Source organism: Sphingomonas corticis (assembly GCF_012035195.1).
Taxonomy (GTDB): domain Bacteria; phylum Pseudomonadota; class Alphaproteobacteria; order Sphingomonadales; family Sphingomonadaceae; genus Sphingomonas; species Sphingomonas corticis.
Genome location: NZ_JAAVJH010000007.1, coordinates 21783 through 36233, shown reverse-complemented (window position 1 = coordinate 36233; position 14451 = coordinate 21783). Strand labels below are relative to the sequence as shown.

Genomic DNA, 14451 nt, shown 5'->3' with positions numbered 1-14451 from the left:
GATGTGGATCACCAACGCCCTGCGGGGCGTCGCATTGGCCGCCTGCCTCGCCGGGGGGGTGTCGGCGAGGCACGCCCGTGCGGAGCCGGCCCGCGCGGCACAGGCCGCGCCGGAGCCGTCGCCGGCAGGGGCGGGGCGGACGGTCCATGCCGACGTGGTGGCGATCAATCAGCCGCTGGTCTACAATCGCTTCGGCTCGGTCAATCCGTGGGGCATGATCTACGCCCTGCGCGATCACGTGGCGGGATGCGCGCGCGCTCCCGGCCGCCCGGGCGGCGTCGAGGATGCGGCCCGGTGCCGGCCGGGTCTGGCCATGCTCAAGCCGCAATACCGCCCGCGTCCGCTGGTGCTGCGCATCAACGAAGGCGATCGGCTCGTCATCCGGTTCCAGAACCTGCTGATGCCGATGCCGGGACGGTCACGCCCGCTCGATCGTGGCGCGGTCGGCGGCGTGGCCGTCCCACCCGCGTTGACGACGGTGCAGAAGGTCGCCGAGCCCGCGGAGCCGGGCGAAGCGCCCGAGTTGGAGACGGTCGATCCGCGCACGCTGCCGGACCCCGCCAACGATCCTGCGACCCGCCTGGCCGGCATCGCGGTCGTCGGGCTGCGGACGCTGAACGGCGACGATCCGGCGGCCACCGGCCTGCGCGGCGTCGCCCCGGGTGCGGCGATCGAGTACAGCTATGTCGGCGACCGGCGCGGCAGCCACTTCTTCTCCAGCCTGGCCGCGGTGCAGGGCGGGGAGGGGGACGGCGGATCGCTGACGCACGGCCTGTTCGGCATGATCGTCGTCGAGCCCCGCGACGCGCGCGTCTACCGCAGCCAGGTATCGGCCGAGGACATGGCCTGCCTGCGCGGCGGACCGGAGAGCGGCACCGGATGCGAGCGGCGGGCAGCGCCGGGTGCGCTGGACTATGACGCGACCCGCGGCGGCCACCCCGTCGCCGCCATGCACGAGCGGCAGGGGGACGGCAGCTGGCGGATCGTCCATTCCGATCTGACCGCGATCGTCGCGCCGCCGGTCCCGGCCGGGGCGGCCGATTGCGCTCCGCATGACGCGGGGAAGGACGTGGGCAAGACGCCCATGGCGGCATGGCGCCGGCCGGCGCATTGCCCCTACCGCGAGTTCGCGATCGTCTTCCACGACGAACTGAAGACGGTCCATGCGCCCGATTATGCGATCCTGAACGGCCCCACGCTCGACCGCACCGATCCCGCCGACAGCTGGGCCAAGGCGCAGGCGCGGCACAAGCAGATCGTCGGCGCGCGCGACGGCTTCGCGATCAACTACGGCGCCAGCGGCATGGGCACGGTGATGATCTCCAACCGCGCCGGCGTCGGCCCGGCGCGCAATTGCGTCGACTGCGCCTATGAGGAGTTCTTTCTGCAGAGCTGGGCGAACGGCGACCCCGCGCTGCTGCCGCAATATCCGGACGACCCCAGCAACGTGTACCACAGCTACCTGGGCGACCCGGTGGAGTTCCACAACGTCCATGCCGGGCCGAAGGAGACGCACGTCTTCCACCTGCACGCGCACCAGTGGCTGTCGCAGGAGGCGAACAGCGCGAGCAACTATCTCGACAGCCAGACGATCGGCCCATTCCAGAGCTTCACCTACCAGATCGAATATGGCGGGAGCGGCAACCGCAATCTCGGGCCGGGGGATTCGATCTTCCACTGCCACCTCTACCCGCACTTCGCGCAGGGCATGTGGGGATTATGGCGGACGCACGACGTGTTCGAGGACGGCACGCGCCTGTTGCCCGACGGCGGCGGCCTGAACCGCGTACCCGGCACCGCGATGACCGAGTGGCAGGGGCCCGGTACGGATCCGGTGACGGGGACGACCCCGCGGCAGCGCCACGCCAACGGCATGCTGACCGGGGGCACGCCGATTCCCGCGCTGGTGCCGCTGCCGAACATGCCGCTGGCCCCGCGGCCCAGCTACGCTGCCAACGGCATGCCCGGCTACCCCTTCTACATCCCCGGGAGGCCCGGCTTCCGTGCGCCCCAACCGCCGCTGGACATGGCGCGCGACGGCGGCCTGCCACGCCACCTCACCGGCGAGGGCAAGCGGAGCGCGTTCGGCAAGCCGCTGGGCGACCCCGCCACCGCCGCAAGCCTGCTGAACAAGGGGCTGGACGAGGGCGACCTGACGTTCACGATCGATCGCGTCTCGCTCCAGCTGCTGCCGCAGCAGGGCACCGCGCTGGAACAGGCGGCGATGGCCTTCCACGCGCAGGCCCGCACGCCCGACGGATTCCGCCTGAACGGGCGCCCGGCGGCGCCCGGCGCGCCGTTCGGCAACCCCTGTCCCACCGGTGCCCCGCAGGTCCGCTACAACGCCTCCGCGATCGAGACCAACCTGCTCGTCAACCGCTACGGCTGGCACGATCCGCAGGCGCGCATCAACGTGCTCGACGCCGACCTGCCGCGATTCCAGTGGAACCTGCAGCGCAGCGCCCGCACGCCGCAGGCGGCGGACCCCTTCTTCTTCCGCGTGCATTCGGGCGACTGCGTCACCTTCCGCCACACCAATCGCACGGCCGCGAAGACCGGGCGGGACCCGTTCCAGGTGGCCGCGCCCACCGACATCATCGGCCAGCATATCCACCTGGTGAAGTTCGACGTGACCTCGTCGGACGGGTCGGCGAACGGCTTCAACTATGAGGACGGCACGCTGGCGTCGGAGATCATCGCCGAGCTGATCCACGCGTCCGCCGCCTCCGGCGGCGCGGTGGTGGCGGCGGACGGCCAGCCGACGACGCTGGGCGTCCCCGCCGACGCCGAGGCGCGCTACCAGTCCACCTACCAGCGGTGGTGGGCCGATCCCCGTCTCGACCAGTCCGGCAAGGACCAGACGCTGGGCACCGTCTTCACCCACGATCACTTCGGCCCGTCGAACATCCAGCAGCACGGCTTCTACAGCGCGCTGATCGTCGAGCCGAAGAAGTCGCGCTGGCGGAATCCCGACGGCACGTCGATGGCGAAGCTGGGCGCCGACGGCAGCGGCGCGGCGGTGGGTACCCAGGCGATCGTCTCCACCCCGTCAGGTTCCGGCGCCGCGCCGTTCCTGCGCGGCGACCGCCGCGAGTTCGCGCTGGCGGTTGCCGATTTCGCGCTCCTCTACGACGGCAGCGGCCCCAATCCCGCCCATCCGATCGACGACGATCATGCGCCCCCGGGACAGCGCGTCACCTTCGCCGCCAACGGGCGCCCGATCGCGGCGCCGCAGCGGCCCGAGGCGATCTCGGTGGATCATCACGACCCCTATCTGTTCAATTACAAGACCGAGCCGCTGCCGCTGCGTCTGGGCGACTACAGCGGCCGATGGACCCAGCATTCCGGCCAGCGCGGGGATCCGGCCTACGCCTTCTCCAGCTTCGTCCATCGCCGCGGCGGCAACGCGATCGCGCCGGTATTCGCGGGATCGACCCGCCGCTGCGGCACGGCCGCCCGCCCCCTCGACCTCGACGCGATCGACCAGCGATGCAACCACGCCGATGGCGATCCCTCCACGGAGATCTTCGAGGCCTACGTGGGCGACAAGGCGCTGGTCCGCCTGATCCAGGGTGCACAGGAGGTCCAGCACGTGTTCGAGATCAACGGGCTGTCGTGGCGTCGCCAGCCCGGCGATCCGGCCAGCCCGCTGGTCGCATCGCAGGAAATCGGCATCTCCGAGCATTTCGAGATGGACCTCGACACGCCCCTGTCGTCCAGCACCTATCGCAACGGCGAACCGGTGGACTTCCGGTACGACGCCGGCACGGTCGATGCGCTGTGGAACGGGGCCTGGGGCCTGATCCGCACCTATCCCGATGCGAAGGGCGCGCAGGATCCGGCGGGCGCCGATTACTGGAAGAGCCGGCTCGACGCGCCCGCCTCGGCGCAGGGTTCGTCCCGCGTGGGCTGTCGGCTGGCCACGGTTCGCGGCCGGCGCCTGAGCGGCTGCGGCCCTGCCGATCCGCCCGTCGCGGTCCGCGACGGCGCCGCCGTGGTGCCGCCGCTGGGCACCTGGTCGGTCCTCCAGGGAGAGATGCTGCCCGATTTCAGCAAAGGCTCGGGCATGGACCGGTTCCGGCTGCGCAAGTTCTGCGTCGCCGTCGATCAGCGACCGATCGTCTACAATCGACGCGAGGCGATCAGCGATCCCGACGCGCTGCGCTACGTCGCCGTCACCGATCCCGCTCTCGCCGGCCGCGACAGCGGAGCCTGGATCACCCCCGGGGATGCACCGAACGAACAGGCCATGGAGCAGCTGGTGCGCACGATGAAGTGCGAGCCTGCCGCGCCAGTCACCGCGACGAGGCCGCTGGTGTTGCGCATGAACGCCGGGGATTTCGCCGTCGTGGAGCTGCGCAACGATCTGCCGGCCGCGCTCGTCCGCTCGTCGAAGGTCGGCAATGCCGTGCTGCCGCCGATCGTCCCGTCATCGTCCGGCGACCGCGAGATTTCGGACCATACCGCCGCCGACCGGCTGGCCGCGTCCGCCAACGTCTCGATCGTGCCGCAGCTGGTGACGCACAACATGCGCAGCTCGCCGGGCACGGCGACCGGGGCCAACGACCTGGGCGGGCAGCCCACGGGCATCGTGCTGCACACCGGTTATGCCGGCACCGAGGTCGCGAACCGGAGGGCGCGGTCGCAGGTCTGGTTCGCCGGCACCTTCGCCACGCTGCGCAAGAAATCGGCGCCGTCGAAGTTCCGGGCGTTCACGCCGTTCGCCACGGAGCGCGGCATGGTGGCATCGCTGACCTCCTTCGCCGATCCGATCAAGCATCCCGCCATGGGGCTGGTCGGCGCACTGGTGATCGAGCCGTCCGACGCCACCTGGCAGGCGGACGCCGACGATCCCACGCTGGCGCGCGTCACGCGCGCGAACGGGCAGGTCCATCGCGAGGCGGTGCTGGTCTATCAGGACGGCCTGAACCTGAAGACCGAGGTCGCGCGCCATCCCGCCCCGGGCGGGCCGCTGACCGCCGAGGAGCGCGGCGGCAAGGCATCGATCGCCGACTGCCATGTCTGCGACGACAGCTACGACAGCGGCGACGTCGCGGTGAACTACCGCACCGAACCCTTCTGGGCGCGCCTCGGCACCAGCTGGCGCGACGCCAAACCCCATCCCGAGACGGGCGCGGCCGCGCTGGTCGACCTGAACACCGTGACGTTCCCGCGCGACATCTGGTCGGATCCGAAGCGCGGCGCGCCCGACGGGCTCGCGGTTGAGACGCCGCTGATCCCCGTCGTGGAGGGCGAGACGCTCGTCATCCATGCCGTGCACCCCGGCGGGCGGGCGCGCCAGCGCGCGCTGGTCACCTACGGCCACCGCTACCTCGATCACAACCTTCCCAAGTTCGGCTCGCCGGCCTCCGCGCTGCTGGCCCCGCGCAAGGACGTGACTGCCGTGATCGACCGGGTCGAGCAGGGATGCTGGCTGTGGCGGGACGGCCCGGCGCAGTTCGTCGGCGGCGGGGCCTGGGGCATGATCGTGGCGCGCGCGCCGGGCGACGCCACCGCGGCGGACCGGCTATGCCCGCCTCCGTCGCCGGACTGATGCGGGCTCCGGCCGTCTGCTTCGCCGGACTGGCGCTGATCGCGCTGGTCGCGGCCGCGCCGACGATCGCCGAGGAGAAGCGCGCGGAGGGGGCGCAGTTCATCTCGGCGACGGTCGCGGGCGAGCCGAGGACGTCCGGCAGGGTCGAACCGGGCAGGCCGGCCCGCCTCTCCGTTTCCGTGCGCGATCCGGCGAGCGGCTTCGCGCTGGGCGGGCTGGGCATCGCCGCGTGGATCGTGCCCGACGACGGCACCAGCTGCCAGGACTGGTACGCGCGCGTCGGTCGCGCCAGTCAATTGCCGGATCAGGTGATCCCGCTGATCGGATTCGACATCATCCAGGCGACTCGCGACCGCCACGTCGCGCTGGTCGATCCGGTGCTCGACCTCGCCAGTGCCAACCTGCGCGCGGTGACGGCGATCCGCGCGCTGCCGAGCGCCTGGGCCATTACGCGCGACGGCGACACGCTGGGGATGATCGGGGGGCAGGACGGCGCGCTGACGCTCGCCGACGCCGCGCTGCGCCGGCTGACGCCGGTGGCCCTGCCCGCCCCCGCGCACTCGCTGACCGCGGTGGAAGAGGGCTTCTGGGTGGGATTGCGCGACGGGCGCGCGGTGCCCGTCGATGGCGCCGGGCGGATCGCCGCGACCGTGCCGGTCGGCAGCGGCGCCGTCACCGTCCTCGCCGATCGCGACGACCGGCTGATCGCGCTGTCTGCCGATGGGCAGGGGCGCGGTTTGCAGGCCGGTGCTCCGGGGTTCCGCCTGCCGGGACCGGTCGGCGCCGCCGTGCTCGCACCCCTTGCCAACAGCCTGTTCGCGCTGGCCGCGGACGGTCGCACGCTCTACGCCGCGGACCTCGACGAGCCGTCCGACGTCCGCCGGTTGCCGCTGGCCTTCGCGGCCGATCGCATCGCGGCCGACCCGACGGGCCGCTGGGTGGCGCTTGCGGACGCGGCCGGCACCACCATCGCGATCGTCGACACGCGAACGACGAGCGTCCGCTGGTCCATGGTCATGCCCGACCCGGTGATCGAGATGACGTTCAGCGACGCCTTCCTGTACTTCATGCATCGCCGCCAGGGCGGCGTCACTCGCGTGACCTTCGACGCGGACGGCGCCGCGCCCGGCCTCGCCGCGATCGCCGCCGGGATGGCGTCGGACGTTCCGCAGGTGGCCGGTCCGCTGCCGCACCTGGTGCGCATACCGGCAGGCGGCGTGCTGGTCGCCAGCAGCCGCGAACGCCGCGCCTATATCGTGTCGGAGAGCGGCGCCCAGGCCGCCATGGCGATGGTGCCGCTGCGTGCCGGCGAGACCGCCGGCATCGCGATCCGTCAACGCGGCATGGTTCCCGCCAAGGCCCGCGGCAGCTATGTCGCGAGCTTCACCGCACCCGCCGAGGGCGCGTATCGGGCGGTGATCCGCACCGACAGCCCCGACCTGCTGCAATGCCGCAGCTTCGTTGTCGGAACCGGCCGGCCTCGGATGGCCAGGGCGCGCCCGGTCGCGGCGGTGGCCGCCACGGAGATGCAGGTCAGCCTGGTCGAGACCGGCATCCGCCTGACGCTTTCCGATGCGACGGTGCCGGCCCGTGCGCTGCTGATGCGGGCCGATGGCAGCTGGCGCAGCTTTCTCGATCCGGTGAGGCAGGGCGACGGCTTCCTGCTCGCGACGCGCGACCGCGCGGCACCGGGGGCCTATCGCTTGTTCGTCGAGGTCATCGCCGCGGACGGCACGGTCGCCACACTCTCTCGGGATCTGGCACTATGACCTTTTCGATCGATCGACGTGCGTTCGTCGCGGGCACCTCTTCGCTCCTGCTGACGAGCGGATCGGCAATCGCCGGCGCCGCGGTTCCGGCGGCGCGGTTCCCGATCCGCCTGCACGAAATGCCGGTTCTCGATGCGCGATCGCGCCGGCGCGGCCTGTTGATCCGCGACTTCATGCGGGATCGCGTGACGGTGCTGAACTTCATGTTCACCGGCTGCTCCACCATCTGTCCGATGCAGGCCGCGCTGCTGTCCGCTGCGCAGCGGCTGCTCGCGCGCGAGATGGACGCGCGCGTGGTCTTCACGTCGGTATCGATCGCGCCGCTGACGGATACGCCCGAGGCCCTGGTCCGCTTCGCCGACGCCCAACGTGCCGGGCGGGGATGGCACTTCCTGCGCGGCGCACTGGACGAGACGCAGCGCTTTCAGGAAGGCGTCGACAGCCTGGCTCCCCGCGTCGAGGATCATCCGCCGGTCATCGCGATCGGCCGCGCCGGCGCACCCCGCTGGAGCCGTCTCTACGGCGCGCCGGCCCCGGACCTGATCGCCGGCGAGGCACGCAAGTGGCTGGTCCCCGCGTGATCGCGCGGGCGCTGGGCGCCCTGGCGACGCCGGCGCTGCTCGGCGCCGCGTCGCCGCGGGAGGTGGAGGCCGGACGGGACATCTACGAACTCGGCACCGGACGATCCGCGATCGCCACGCGCTTCATGGGCGGCGCCTGGCTACCGGTCGGGCCGGCGAGCGCCTGCCGCGCGTGTCACGGCGACGGCGCGGCGGGGGGAAGCGAGGGTACGATCGTCGCGCCGGACCTGACGGGGGCGGCAGCGGCCCTTGGCGGTAAGTCGTCGGGCTGGCTGGCGGAAGCGCTGACCCGAGCGCGCGGCCGGGACGGCAGGCACCTGTCCGCCGCCATGCCGGCCTACCGCATGGACCGGCGCGACATCGCGGCGCTGGCCGACTATCTGCGCGCGCTTCCGGCGGTGCCGACCGCCGGTGTCGAGCCTCGCCGGGTGACGATCAGGATCGTGACCGCCGGGGCGGGGCTGGACGAGCCGGCGCAGCGGGCGCTGATGGCGCAGCTGGACGCGGTGGGCGCGAACCTTCGCCGATCGGGTGGTCTCTACGGCCGCGATCTCGCGTTCACCACGGAGGCCGGCGGCGACGCGCTGCTCGACCTGGCGTGGCGGGGCGGGGACGCGGCTCGCCCTACCTTCGCCGTGCACGAGCGGTCCGCCGGCGTGGATTGCGGCACGGTCGACCCGGCGGACGGCGACCAGGTGCGCGCCGTCGCCGCCTGGAGCGAGCGGCAGGGGCAGCCCGCCACGGTGATCGACGGGAACGCGCCCGGTGACGTGTCCGGCAAGGCGACCATCCTGCTGCGCGGCGCGGCCTTTCCGCCGGCGTCGCTCGCGTCCGCGGCGATCGTCTACGCGCCCGCGCGCTCGCCGCTGCACGGCGCAGGGGCGGGCGGCGCGCCTACCGTCAGGATGTTCGTTCCCGGCGATATCGAGGCGCGGAGCGCGCGTGCCAGGGGAATCGGCAGGGAAGGGGTCGCCGATCCCCGCGCGGCGTTGGTCGTCGCCGTGTACCTGGAGGCGGCGGGGCAGATCGTGGCGGTGTTGAAGGACGAGGGCCGTCGCCTGTACCGGATGCGGATCTGCGACAGCCTGCGCCGGATGTCGCGATCGCGGCAGAGCGTCTCGATCATCGAGGGGAGCAAGGTGACGGTGATCGCCGCCACCGACTGAAGTCCCCGCCGTTCCCGGTCGACACGGCCTGTCGACGGGATCGTGCGGTGTCGATCAGGACAGGATCCGGTGCGGCACCTGCTCCGCAGGCACGATCGCCTCGACCGGGCTCGTCCTCGCCAGCGGCGCGTCGAAGGGATAGTCGATGTGGACCCATTGCGCCTCCGCGTCAGAGGTGCCGGCGAAGAGGCGGGTCGCGCTGCCCACCTGCTCGATCCCCGATGAGAACACCACGTCGACGAGGTCGGCGCGCTTGGCCGGACCGGGCGGGAACTGGTCGCGAGAGGCGATGATGCGGTAATCGCGCCAGGCGTGCGCCGCGGGATCGTAGACGAAGGAAACCGCGTAGTAGCGTCGCTTGCCGTAGAGGATGTCGTCCTCGAAGAAGGCGGCGTGTGCGATCACCCCGATGTCGCCCGACGCCAGCAGATGCGCTTCGTTCGCGCCGCCCCAGTCGAGCGGATGGAACATGTCGTCCAGCATCGGCGCCGCCTCGATCGCCTCGATCGTCATGGCGTCGAGCGCTTCGACCTCGGTGTAGCCGATGGTGCCCCGCCCGCCCTTGCTCCCGCGCGGCCGGGTGAAGATCGCGACGCGACCGTCGGCAAGTTCGCACAGCCGAATGTCCTTCATGCCGACCGGACCGGCGAAGAAGGGGCGCAGATGGAACAGGTCGGTGCCGCGGTAGAAGACCGTGTGCCAGATCGGCTGCGCCGGGCGCAAGTCCACTTCCACCCCGCCGAACACCAGTTCCCCCGCGATCTCCGCGACGAACGGGTCCTGGAGGCGGAATTGCGGCGCGCCCGGGATGGGGGACCAGATCCCGTCCGTCTCCTCGAAGAAGACGGCGATCGAATCCTCGCTGTCGCGCCGCTCCACCCGTCCCGCGATCACGCGCCGCCCGGCCGAGTGGAAGGGCGCGGAGATGTTGTAGACGTCGCGGTCGCCGACGCCGGCGAAGCGAAGCTTGCCCGTGGCTTTTGGCTCCGCCATTACGTCTGCGGCGAAGGCGTCGGCCATGGTCTTCACGCGGATGATGCTCTCGCGGGTCAGCGGATATCTCCTGAAATGATCGCGGGGCTCACTTGAGGCTCAACGCCATGCCCTGGAGGAACTGGCGGCGGAACACGAGGAACAGCAGTGCGAGCGGCAGCGTCTGCAACACCGCGCCCGCCATCACCGGCCCGGCATAGCCGCCATATTGCTTGCTGAACGTCGCCAGCAGTACGGACAGCGGCATCCGGTCCGCTTCGGATATGGCGATCAGCGGCCACAGGAAATTGTCCCACGTGCCGGTGAAGGTGAACAGGGCGACGATCGCGATGATGGAGGTGTTCAGCGGCATCACCACCCGGGCGACCGTCTGCCACAGGCTGGCGCGGTCGAGACGCGCGGCGTCGAAATACTCCTCCGGCATCGCGCGGAACGACTGCGACATCATGTAGATGCCCCACCCCGACATCATGAACGGCAGGATCAGCGCGGCGAGCGAGTTGAGCAGTCCCAGTTCCTTCACCAGCACGAACAGCGGCAGGATGAACATGGTGGTGGGAATGACCATCTGCAGCAGCAGGAAGTCGCCGAACAGCTTGCGCCCGGGAAAGCGCAGCCGCGCGAGCGCGAAGGCGATGAAGGCGGAGGTGACGAGCACCGACGCCGTCACGCACAGCGTGACCAAAGCGGAGATACCGAGCGCTTGGAGGAACGGCCGATCCAGCTTGTCCGCGGTGGCGAAGAGGAAGCGGAAATTGTCGAGCGTCCAGTCGCCCGCGAACAGCGCGGTGGTGTAGATCTGTGGCGTCGGCTTCAGCGACGCCGCCACCATCCACGCGAAGGGATAGAGCCAGGTGAGCGCGAGCGCGTAGATCGCGACCGTCGCTGCCCATCCACCGGGCGTCTTCGATCGGAGCAGGGCGGAAAGACGCGTCCTCATGCGATCACCACCTTCTTCTCGAACAATCGCCGCGCCAGCACGACGAGCACATACGACGCCAGCGAGATGACGATGCTCATCGTCGCCGCGTGGCTGGGCTGCAGGCGGCGGAACGCGGTCTCGTAGATGATCATCTGCGGCGTGGCGGTGCTGTCGGCCGGCCCGCCGCCGGTGATGAGATAGGGTTCGGTGAACAGCCCGAACGCGACGAGGATCGCAAACGTCAGCACCATCATCAGCTGCGGATTGAGCATCGGCATCGTGATACGGAGCAGCCGCGTCAGCGGCCCGGCATGGTCCAGCCGCGCCGCATCGTACAACTCCCTGGGTACCGTCAGCAGTCCCGAATAGACGATCAGCCCGTAATAGCCGACGAACTTCCACGCGACGACCAGCGCGATCGCCAGCATCGCCAGCGTCGGATGGTTGGTCCACGGGATGCGCACGCCGATCGCCGCGTCCAGCGCGTTGTTGAGCGGCCCGGTCGAGCTGAAGATCTTGAGGAAGACGAGCGACAGCGCGACACCCGACGACACGTTGGACAGGAGGAAGCACAGCGCCACGAACGCGCGTCCGCGCCCGACCTGCTGCAGGCCGAACGCCACCAGCAGCGCGCCGCCGAACGCGAGGGGCAGGTAGAAGGCGAGGAAGCGCACCACGTTCCACAACGAACCGAGGAACTGCGGATCCTGCATGGTGCGGACGAGGTTGCGCGCGCCGGTGAAGACCGGCTGGTCGAAGAAGCGCCACTGCGTGACGGACAGCTTGGCCAGCCAGAAGAAGGGATATGCCCAGAACACCGCGGTGAAGAGCAGGTAGGCGCCGGCGAGCGCCAGTCCGACGATCGCCTCGCGCGACAGGCCGCGGCCGTTGCCCGTCCACCGCATCAACCCTGCGCCTCCAGCATCCGGTCCGTTCGCGCGGCGGCGTCCGCCAGCGCGGCGCGCGGGCTCCGCTGCCCGGTCATCAGCGGTTCGATCAGTTGCGCGCTCATGATCTTCTGCACGTCGATCGTGTGTTCGGACAGCGCGGGCGGGCGCGCGCTCGCGACATGCTCGGCATAGGCGCGTCCGATCGCGCTGGTGCGATAGTAACCGGCGAAACGCGGGTTCTCCAGCAGGTCGGCGCGGGCGGGCGAGAGCCCCGTCTTCTCCAGCCACAGCAGGTTCATCGCCTCGTCGCCCAAGACCCAGGCGAGAAAGTCGAACGCCTGCCGCTTGACCCGGCTGTTGCGGAAGATGACGACCCCCTTGCTGTCGGAGAAGGTGGCGGCCGGCTCCTGCGAGGGCGTGGCGGCGACCATCGGGCCCACGGCGATCCGCGCCAGCGTGTCGGGATAGAGGTTGGCGAACCGCTCCACGTCCCACGGCCCGCGCACCGCCCCCGCGGCGAGGCCGGAGACCAGGGGTTCCTCCGCATCGAAATCCATCGCGGTCCAGCGCGCACGGAACATGCGGTCGATGAACGTCGCCACCTGCAACCCCGCCGCATTGGCGTAGAGCGCGTGGCCGCCGTCCAGGTACGGACGGCCGTCCGCCGCGGCATAGTAGAAGGAGATGAAGTCGAACCAGCGATCCTGCCAAGCGCGGCCGGCGATCACCTGCATGCCGTAGCGCGACCGCCCCCTTGCGCCGCCGTAGCGCTGCGAGAAGGCATACACCTCGTCATAGGTCCGCGGCGGCGCGGACAGCCCGTTCGCCTCCAGCAGGTCCGCGCGCCACCACAGCAGCGTCGGGCTGGAATAGATCGGCAGGGCATGGACGCGGCCGTCCTGCGTCCAGCCGGGCACGATCGCGCGCATCCGGCGCCGTTCGACCAGCGCGTCATAGCCCGGCATGGCCGCCAGATCCTCGACCTGCCCGAGCGTCGCCAGCTGCACCGCGAAGCCGGAGAAGATGTTGGTCGACAGGTCCGGCTCGGTTCCCGCGATCAGCGCGGAGAGGACCGTGTCCTCCGAATTGCCCGCAGTGGGGATGGTGGTGAAGGTGACCGGCAACCCGCGGCCCGCCTCGTTCCAGCGCGCGACGGCGACCTTCCAGAACGATTCCTCCGCGGCGTTCGGACCGACCCACAGGCGGATGCGGTCGACGCGTCGCTCGCCCCCACGCGGCGAGCAGCCCGCGAGCAGCGCGGCCGCGCCATAGCGAAGCAGGTCGCGGCGCCGGGTCACGGCAGCGAGTGGCCCTGCATCGCCATGGACGCGAACAGCGCCTCCACGGTGGATTCCGCGCCCGAATTCGCGTTGATCTTCGCTGCGCCGACGATCCCGTCATAGGCGCGTCCGGTCGCCGGGTCGTACATCGGCCGGGCCGCGGCATTGTCCCCCTCGAACCAGGCAAACAGACGTTCGGCCAGTGCGTGGTAGCGATGGTCTCCCGTCACGCGATAGGCTTCGCCGGCGGCCAGCACCATCGGGCTGAGGCCGTAGGCGATCTGCGGAAAGCGCTCGGCATCCGACGCGAGCCAGCGGTCGCCGGCCCGGTGCAGCGCGAAGCTCGACAGCATGCCGGTGCGAAGGAGGTGCGGATAGAAGCCGTCCACCTCGGCGAGCGCACTGCGCGTGAAGTCCGCGCGGTCCAGCAGCGAACCGGCGCGCAGCAGCGCGTAGGCCTGCGCATTGCCCCACGCGTGCCAGCGATTGCGCCAACTGAGATGCGCGCCGTGCGGGAACGTCGCCGCGTCGCCGGCGCGCATCGCGACCATGCCTTCGCCCAGCCGCGCGATCAGCGCCCGCGTGCCCGGCTCGCGCGTGCGCCGGTAATGCGCGGCGAGCCCCAGCACCGCGGTGGAGGCGGCGTCCGCACCCGATCCGAACGGCAGCCAGTCGGGCACGGGGACGCCGTCGACCGTCGTCGACCCGGTCCGCTGCGGCAGGTCGCGCACCAGGTTCGCGACCAGCCGGTCCGCCGCGAGCCGCGCGCGCCGGGCCGTGTCCGAGGCCGGCGGCAGCTTCTGCAACGCGGCCTCCAGCCCCCACAAGGCGCGCAGCGACCACCAGTTCAGCTCGGCGAGCGAGGTGCGGTAATCGCGATTGATGCGCCCGTCGTGCCAGATGAAATTGTGGAAATAGCCATTGTCCGCCTGCATGGCGACGACGAAGCGCGTCATCAGGTCCAGCTGCCGCTGTCGCGCCGGCGTCAGCGTCGGCATCGCCGCCAGCAGCACCATGCCGCGCGCAACGTCGTCGACGCAGGCATAGCCCTCGTTCGGCTCGATCGCGAAGCGATAATCGGGCGCCTCGCTGTAGATGCGCAGCACGCCGACCGGCTCCCCACCGACCACCGCCTCTGCGAACAGGTGATCGAAATGGGCGAGGTTGACGCGCTGGCGGTCGGCCGCCGGCGGCGCGTGCGACACCGATCGTGCGCCGTGCGGGGCGGCGCAGCCGGCCAGCGCGGCGGCGGCCAGGGCTGTGAGCAAGGTGTTGTACCGACGTACCATTCCGTGC

The 14451-nt window shown here is 71.0% G+C and carries 9 protein-coding genes; 4 read left to right on the top strand and 5 right to left on the bottom strand.

Features of this window, described 5'->3' with window-relative positions; translation table 11 throughout:
- The first annotated feature begins 1 nt into the window (after nucleotide 1).
- Genes HBH26_RS12590 through HBH26_RS12575 form a run of 4 tightly spaced genes read left to right on the top strand, consistent with a single transcriptional unit; the run spans nucleotide 2 to nucleotide 9070 of the window.
- Entirely contained in the window at nucleotides 2–5554 is a 5553-nt protein-coding gene (locus HBH26_RS12590; RefSeq protein ID WP_168134983.1) for a cupredoxin domain-containing protein, read from the top strand.
- Nucleotides 5554–7323: a YncE family protein gene (locus HBH26_RS12585; protein WP_168134982.1), complete on the top strand. Its 1770-nt coding sequence runs from the start codon at nucleotides 5554–5556 to the stop codon at nucleotides 7321–7323. Before HBH26_RS12590 ends, HBH26_RS12585 begins: the two co-directional genes overlap by 1 nt.
- Nucleotides 7320–7904 carry an SCO family protein gene (locus HBH26_RS12580; RefSeq protein ID WP_168134981.1) on the top strand — a complete coding sequence of 195 codons (585 nt, stop codon included), beginning with the start codon at nucleotides 7320–7322 and terminating at the stop codon, nucleotides 7902–7904. The genes HBH26_RS12585 and HBH26_RS12580 overlap by 4 nt, the downstream gene beginning before the upstream one ends.
- A complete protein-coding gene (locus tag HBH26_RS12575) occupies nucleotides 7886–9070 on the top strand; it encodes a c-type cytochrome (RefSeq protein ID WP_168134980.1) in 1185 nt (394 codons plus the stop codon). Before HBH26_RS12580 ends, HBH26_RS12575 begins: the two co-directional genes overlap by 19 nt.
- 54 nt (nucleotides 9071–9124) lie before the next feature.
- On the opposite strand, the gene HBH26_RS12570 is transcribed toward HBH26_RS12575, so the two are convergent.
- From HBH26_RS12570 to HBH26_RS12550, 5 genes are all read right to left on the bottom strand, one after another.
- Nucleotides 9125–10090, bottom strand: coding sequence for a DUF1861 family protein (locus HBH26_RS12570; protein WP_168135075.1), 966 nt, complete (start codon nucleotides 10088–10090; stop codon nucleotides 9125–9127).
- 61 nt (nucleotides 10091–10151) lie between these two features.
- The gene (locus tag HBH26_RS12565) at nucleotides 10152–11003 is read right to left on the bottom strand and encodes a carbohydrate ABC transporter permease (protein ID WP_168134979.1); all 852 of its coding nucleotides are present in this window, start codon (nucleotides 11001–11003) and stop codon (nucleotides 10152–10154) included.
- Nucleotides 11000–11890 (bottom strand): carbohydrate ABC transporter permease, encoded by an 891-nt coding sequence (locus HBH26_RS12560; RefSeq protein WP_168134978.1) that lies wholly within the window; start codon nucleotides 11888–11890, stop codon nucleotides 11000–11002. The genes HBH26_RS12565 and HBH26_RS12560 overlap by 4 nt, the downstream gene beginning before the upstream one ends.
- Entirely contained in the window at nucleotides 11890–13173 is a 1284-nt protein-coding gene (locus tag HBH26_RS12555) for an extracellular solute-binding protein (RefSeq protein ID WP_168134977.1), read from the bottom strand. Before HBH26_RS12555 ends, HBH26_RS12560 begins: the two co-directional genes overlap by 1 nt.
- Nucleotides 13170–14444 carry an AGE family epimerase/isomerase gene (locus tag HBH26_RS12550; protein ID WP_168134976.1) on the bottom strand — a complete coding sequence of 425 codons (1275 nt, stop codon included), beginning with the start codon at nucleotides 14442–14444 and terminating at the stop codon, nucleotides 13170–13172. Before HBH26_RS12550 ends, HBH26_RS12555 begins: the two co-directional genes overlap by 4 nt.
- Nucleotides 14445–14451 lie beyond the last annotated feature (7 nt).

Coding starts and splice junctions, on each gene's coding strand:
- HBH26_RS12565 (WP_168134979.1), bottom strand. CDS start 11,003: ATGAGGACGCGTCTTTCCGCCCTGCTCCGATCGAAGACGCCCGGTGGA.
- HBH26_RS12580 (WP_168134981.1), top strand. CDS start 7,320: ATGACCTTTTCGATCGATCGACGTGCGTTCGTCGCGGGCACCTCTTCG.
- HBH26_RS12570 (WP_168135075.1), bottom strand. CDS start 10,090: ATGGCCGACGCCTTCGCCGCAGACGTAATGGCGGAGCCAAAAGCCACG.
- HBH26_RS12560 (WP_168134978.1), bottom strand. CDS start 11,890: ATGCGGTGGACGGGCAACGGCCGCGGCCTGTCGCGCGAGGCGATCGTC.
- HBH26_RS12590 (WP_168134983.1), top strand. CDS start 2: ATGTGGATCACCAACGCCCTGCGGGGCGTCGCATTGGCCGCCTGCCTC.
- HBH26_RS12550 (WP_168134976.1), bottom strand. CDS start 14,444: ATGGTACGTCGGTACAACACCTTGCTCACAGCCCTGGCCGCCGCCGCG.
- HBH26_RS12585 (WP_168134982.1), top strand. CDS start 5,554: ATGCGGGCTCCGGCCGTCTGCTTCGCCGGACTGGCGCTGATCGCGCTG.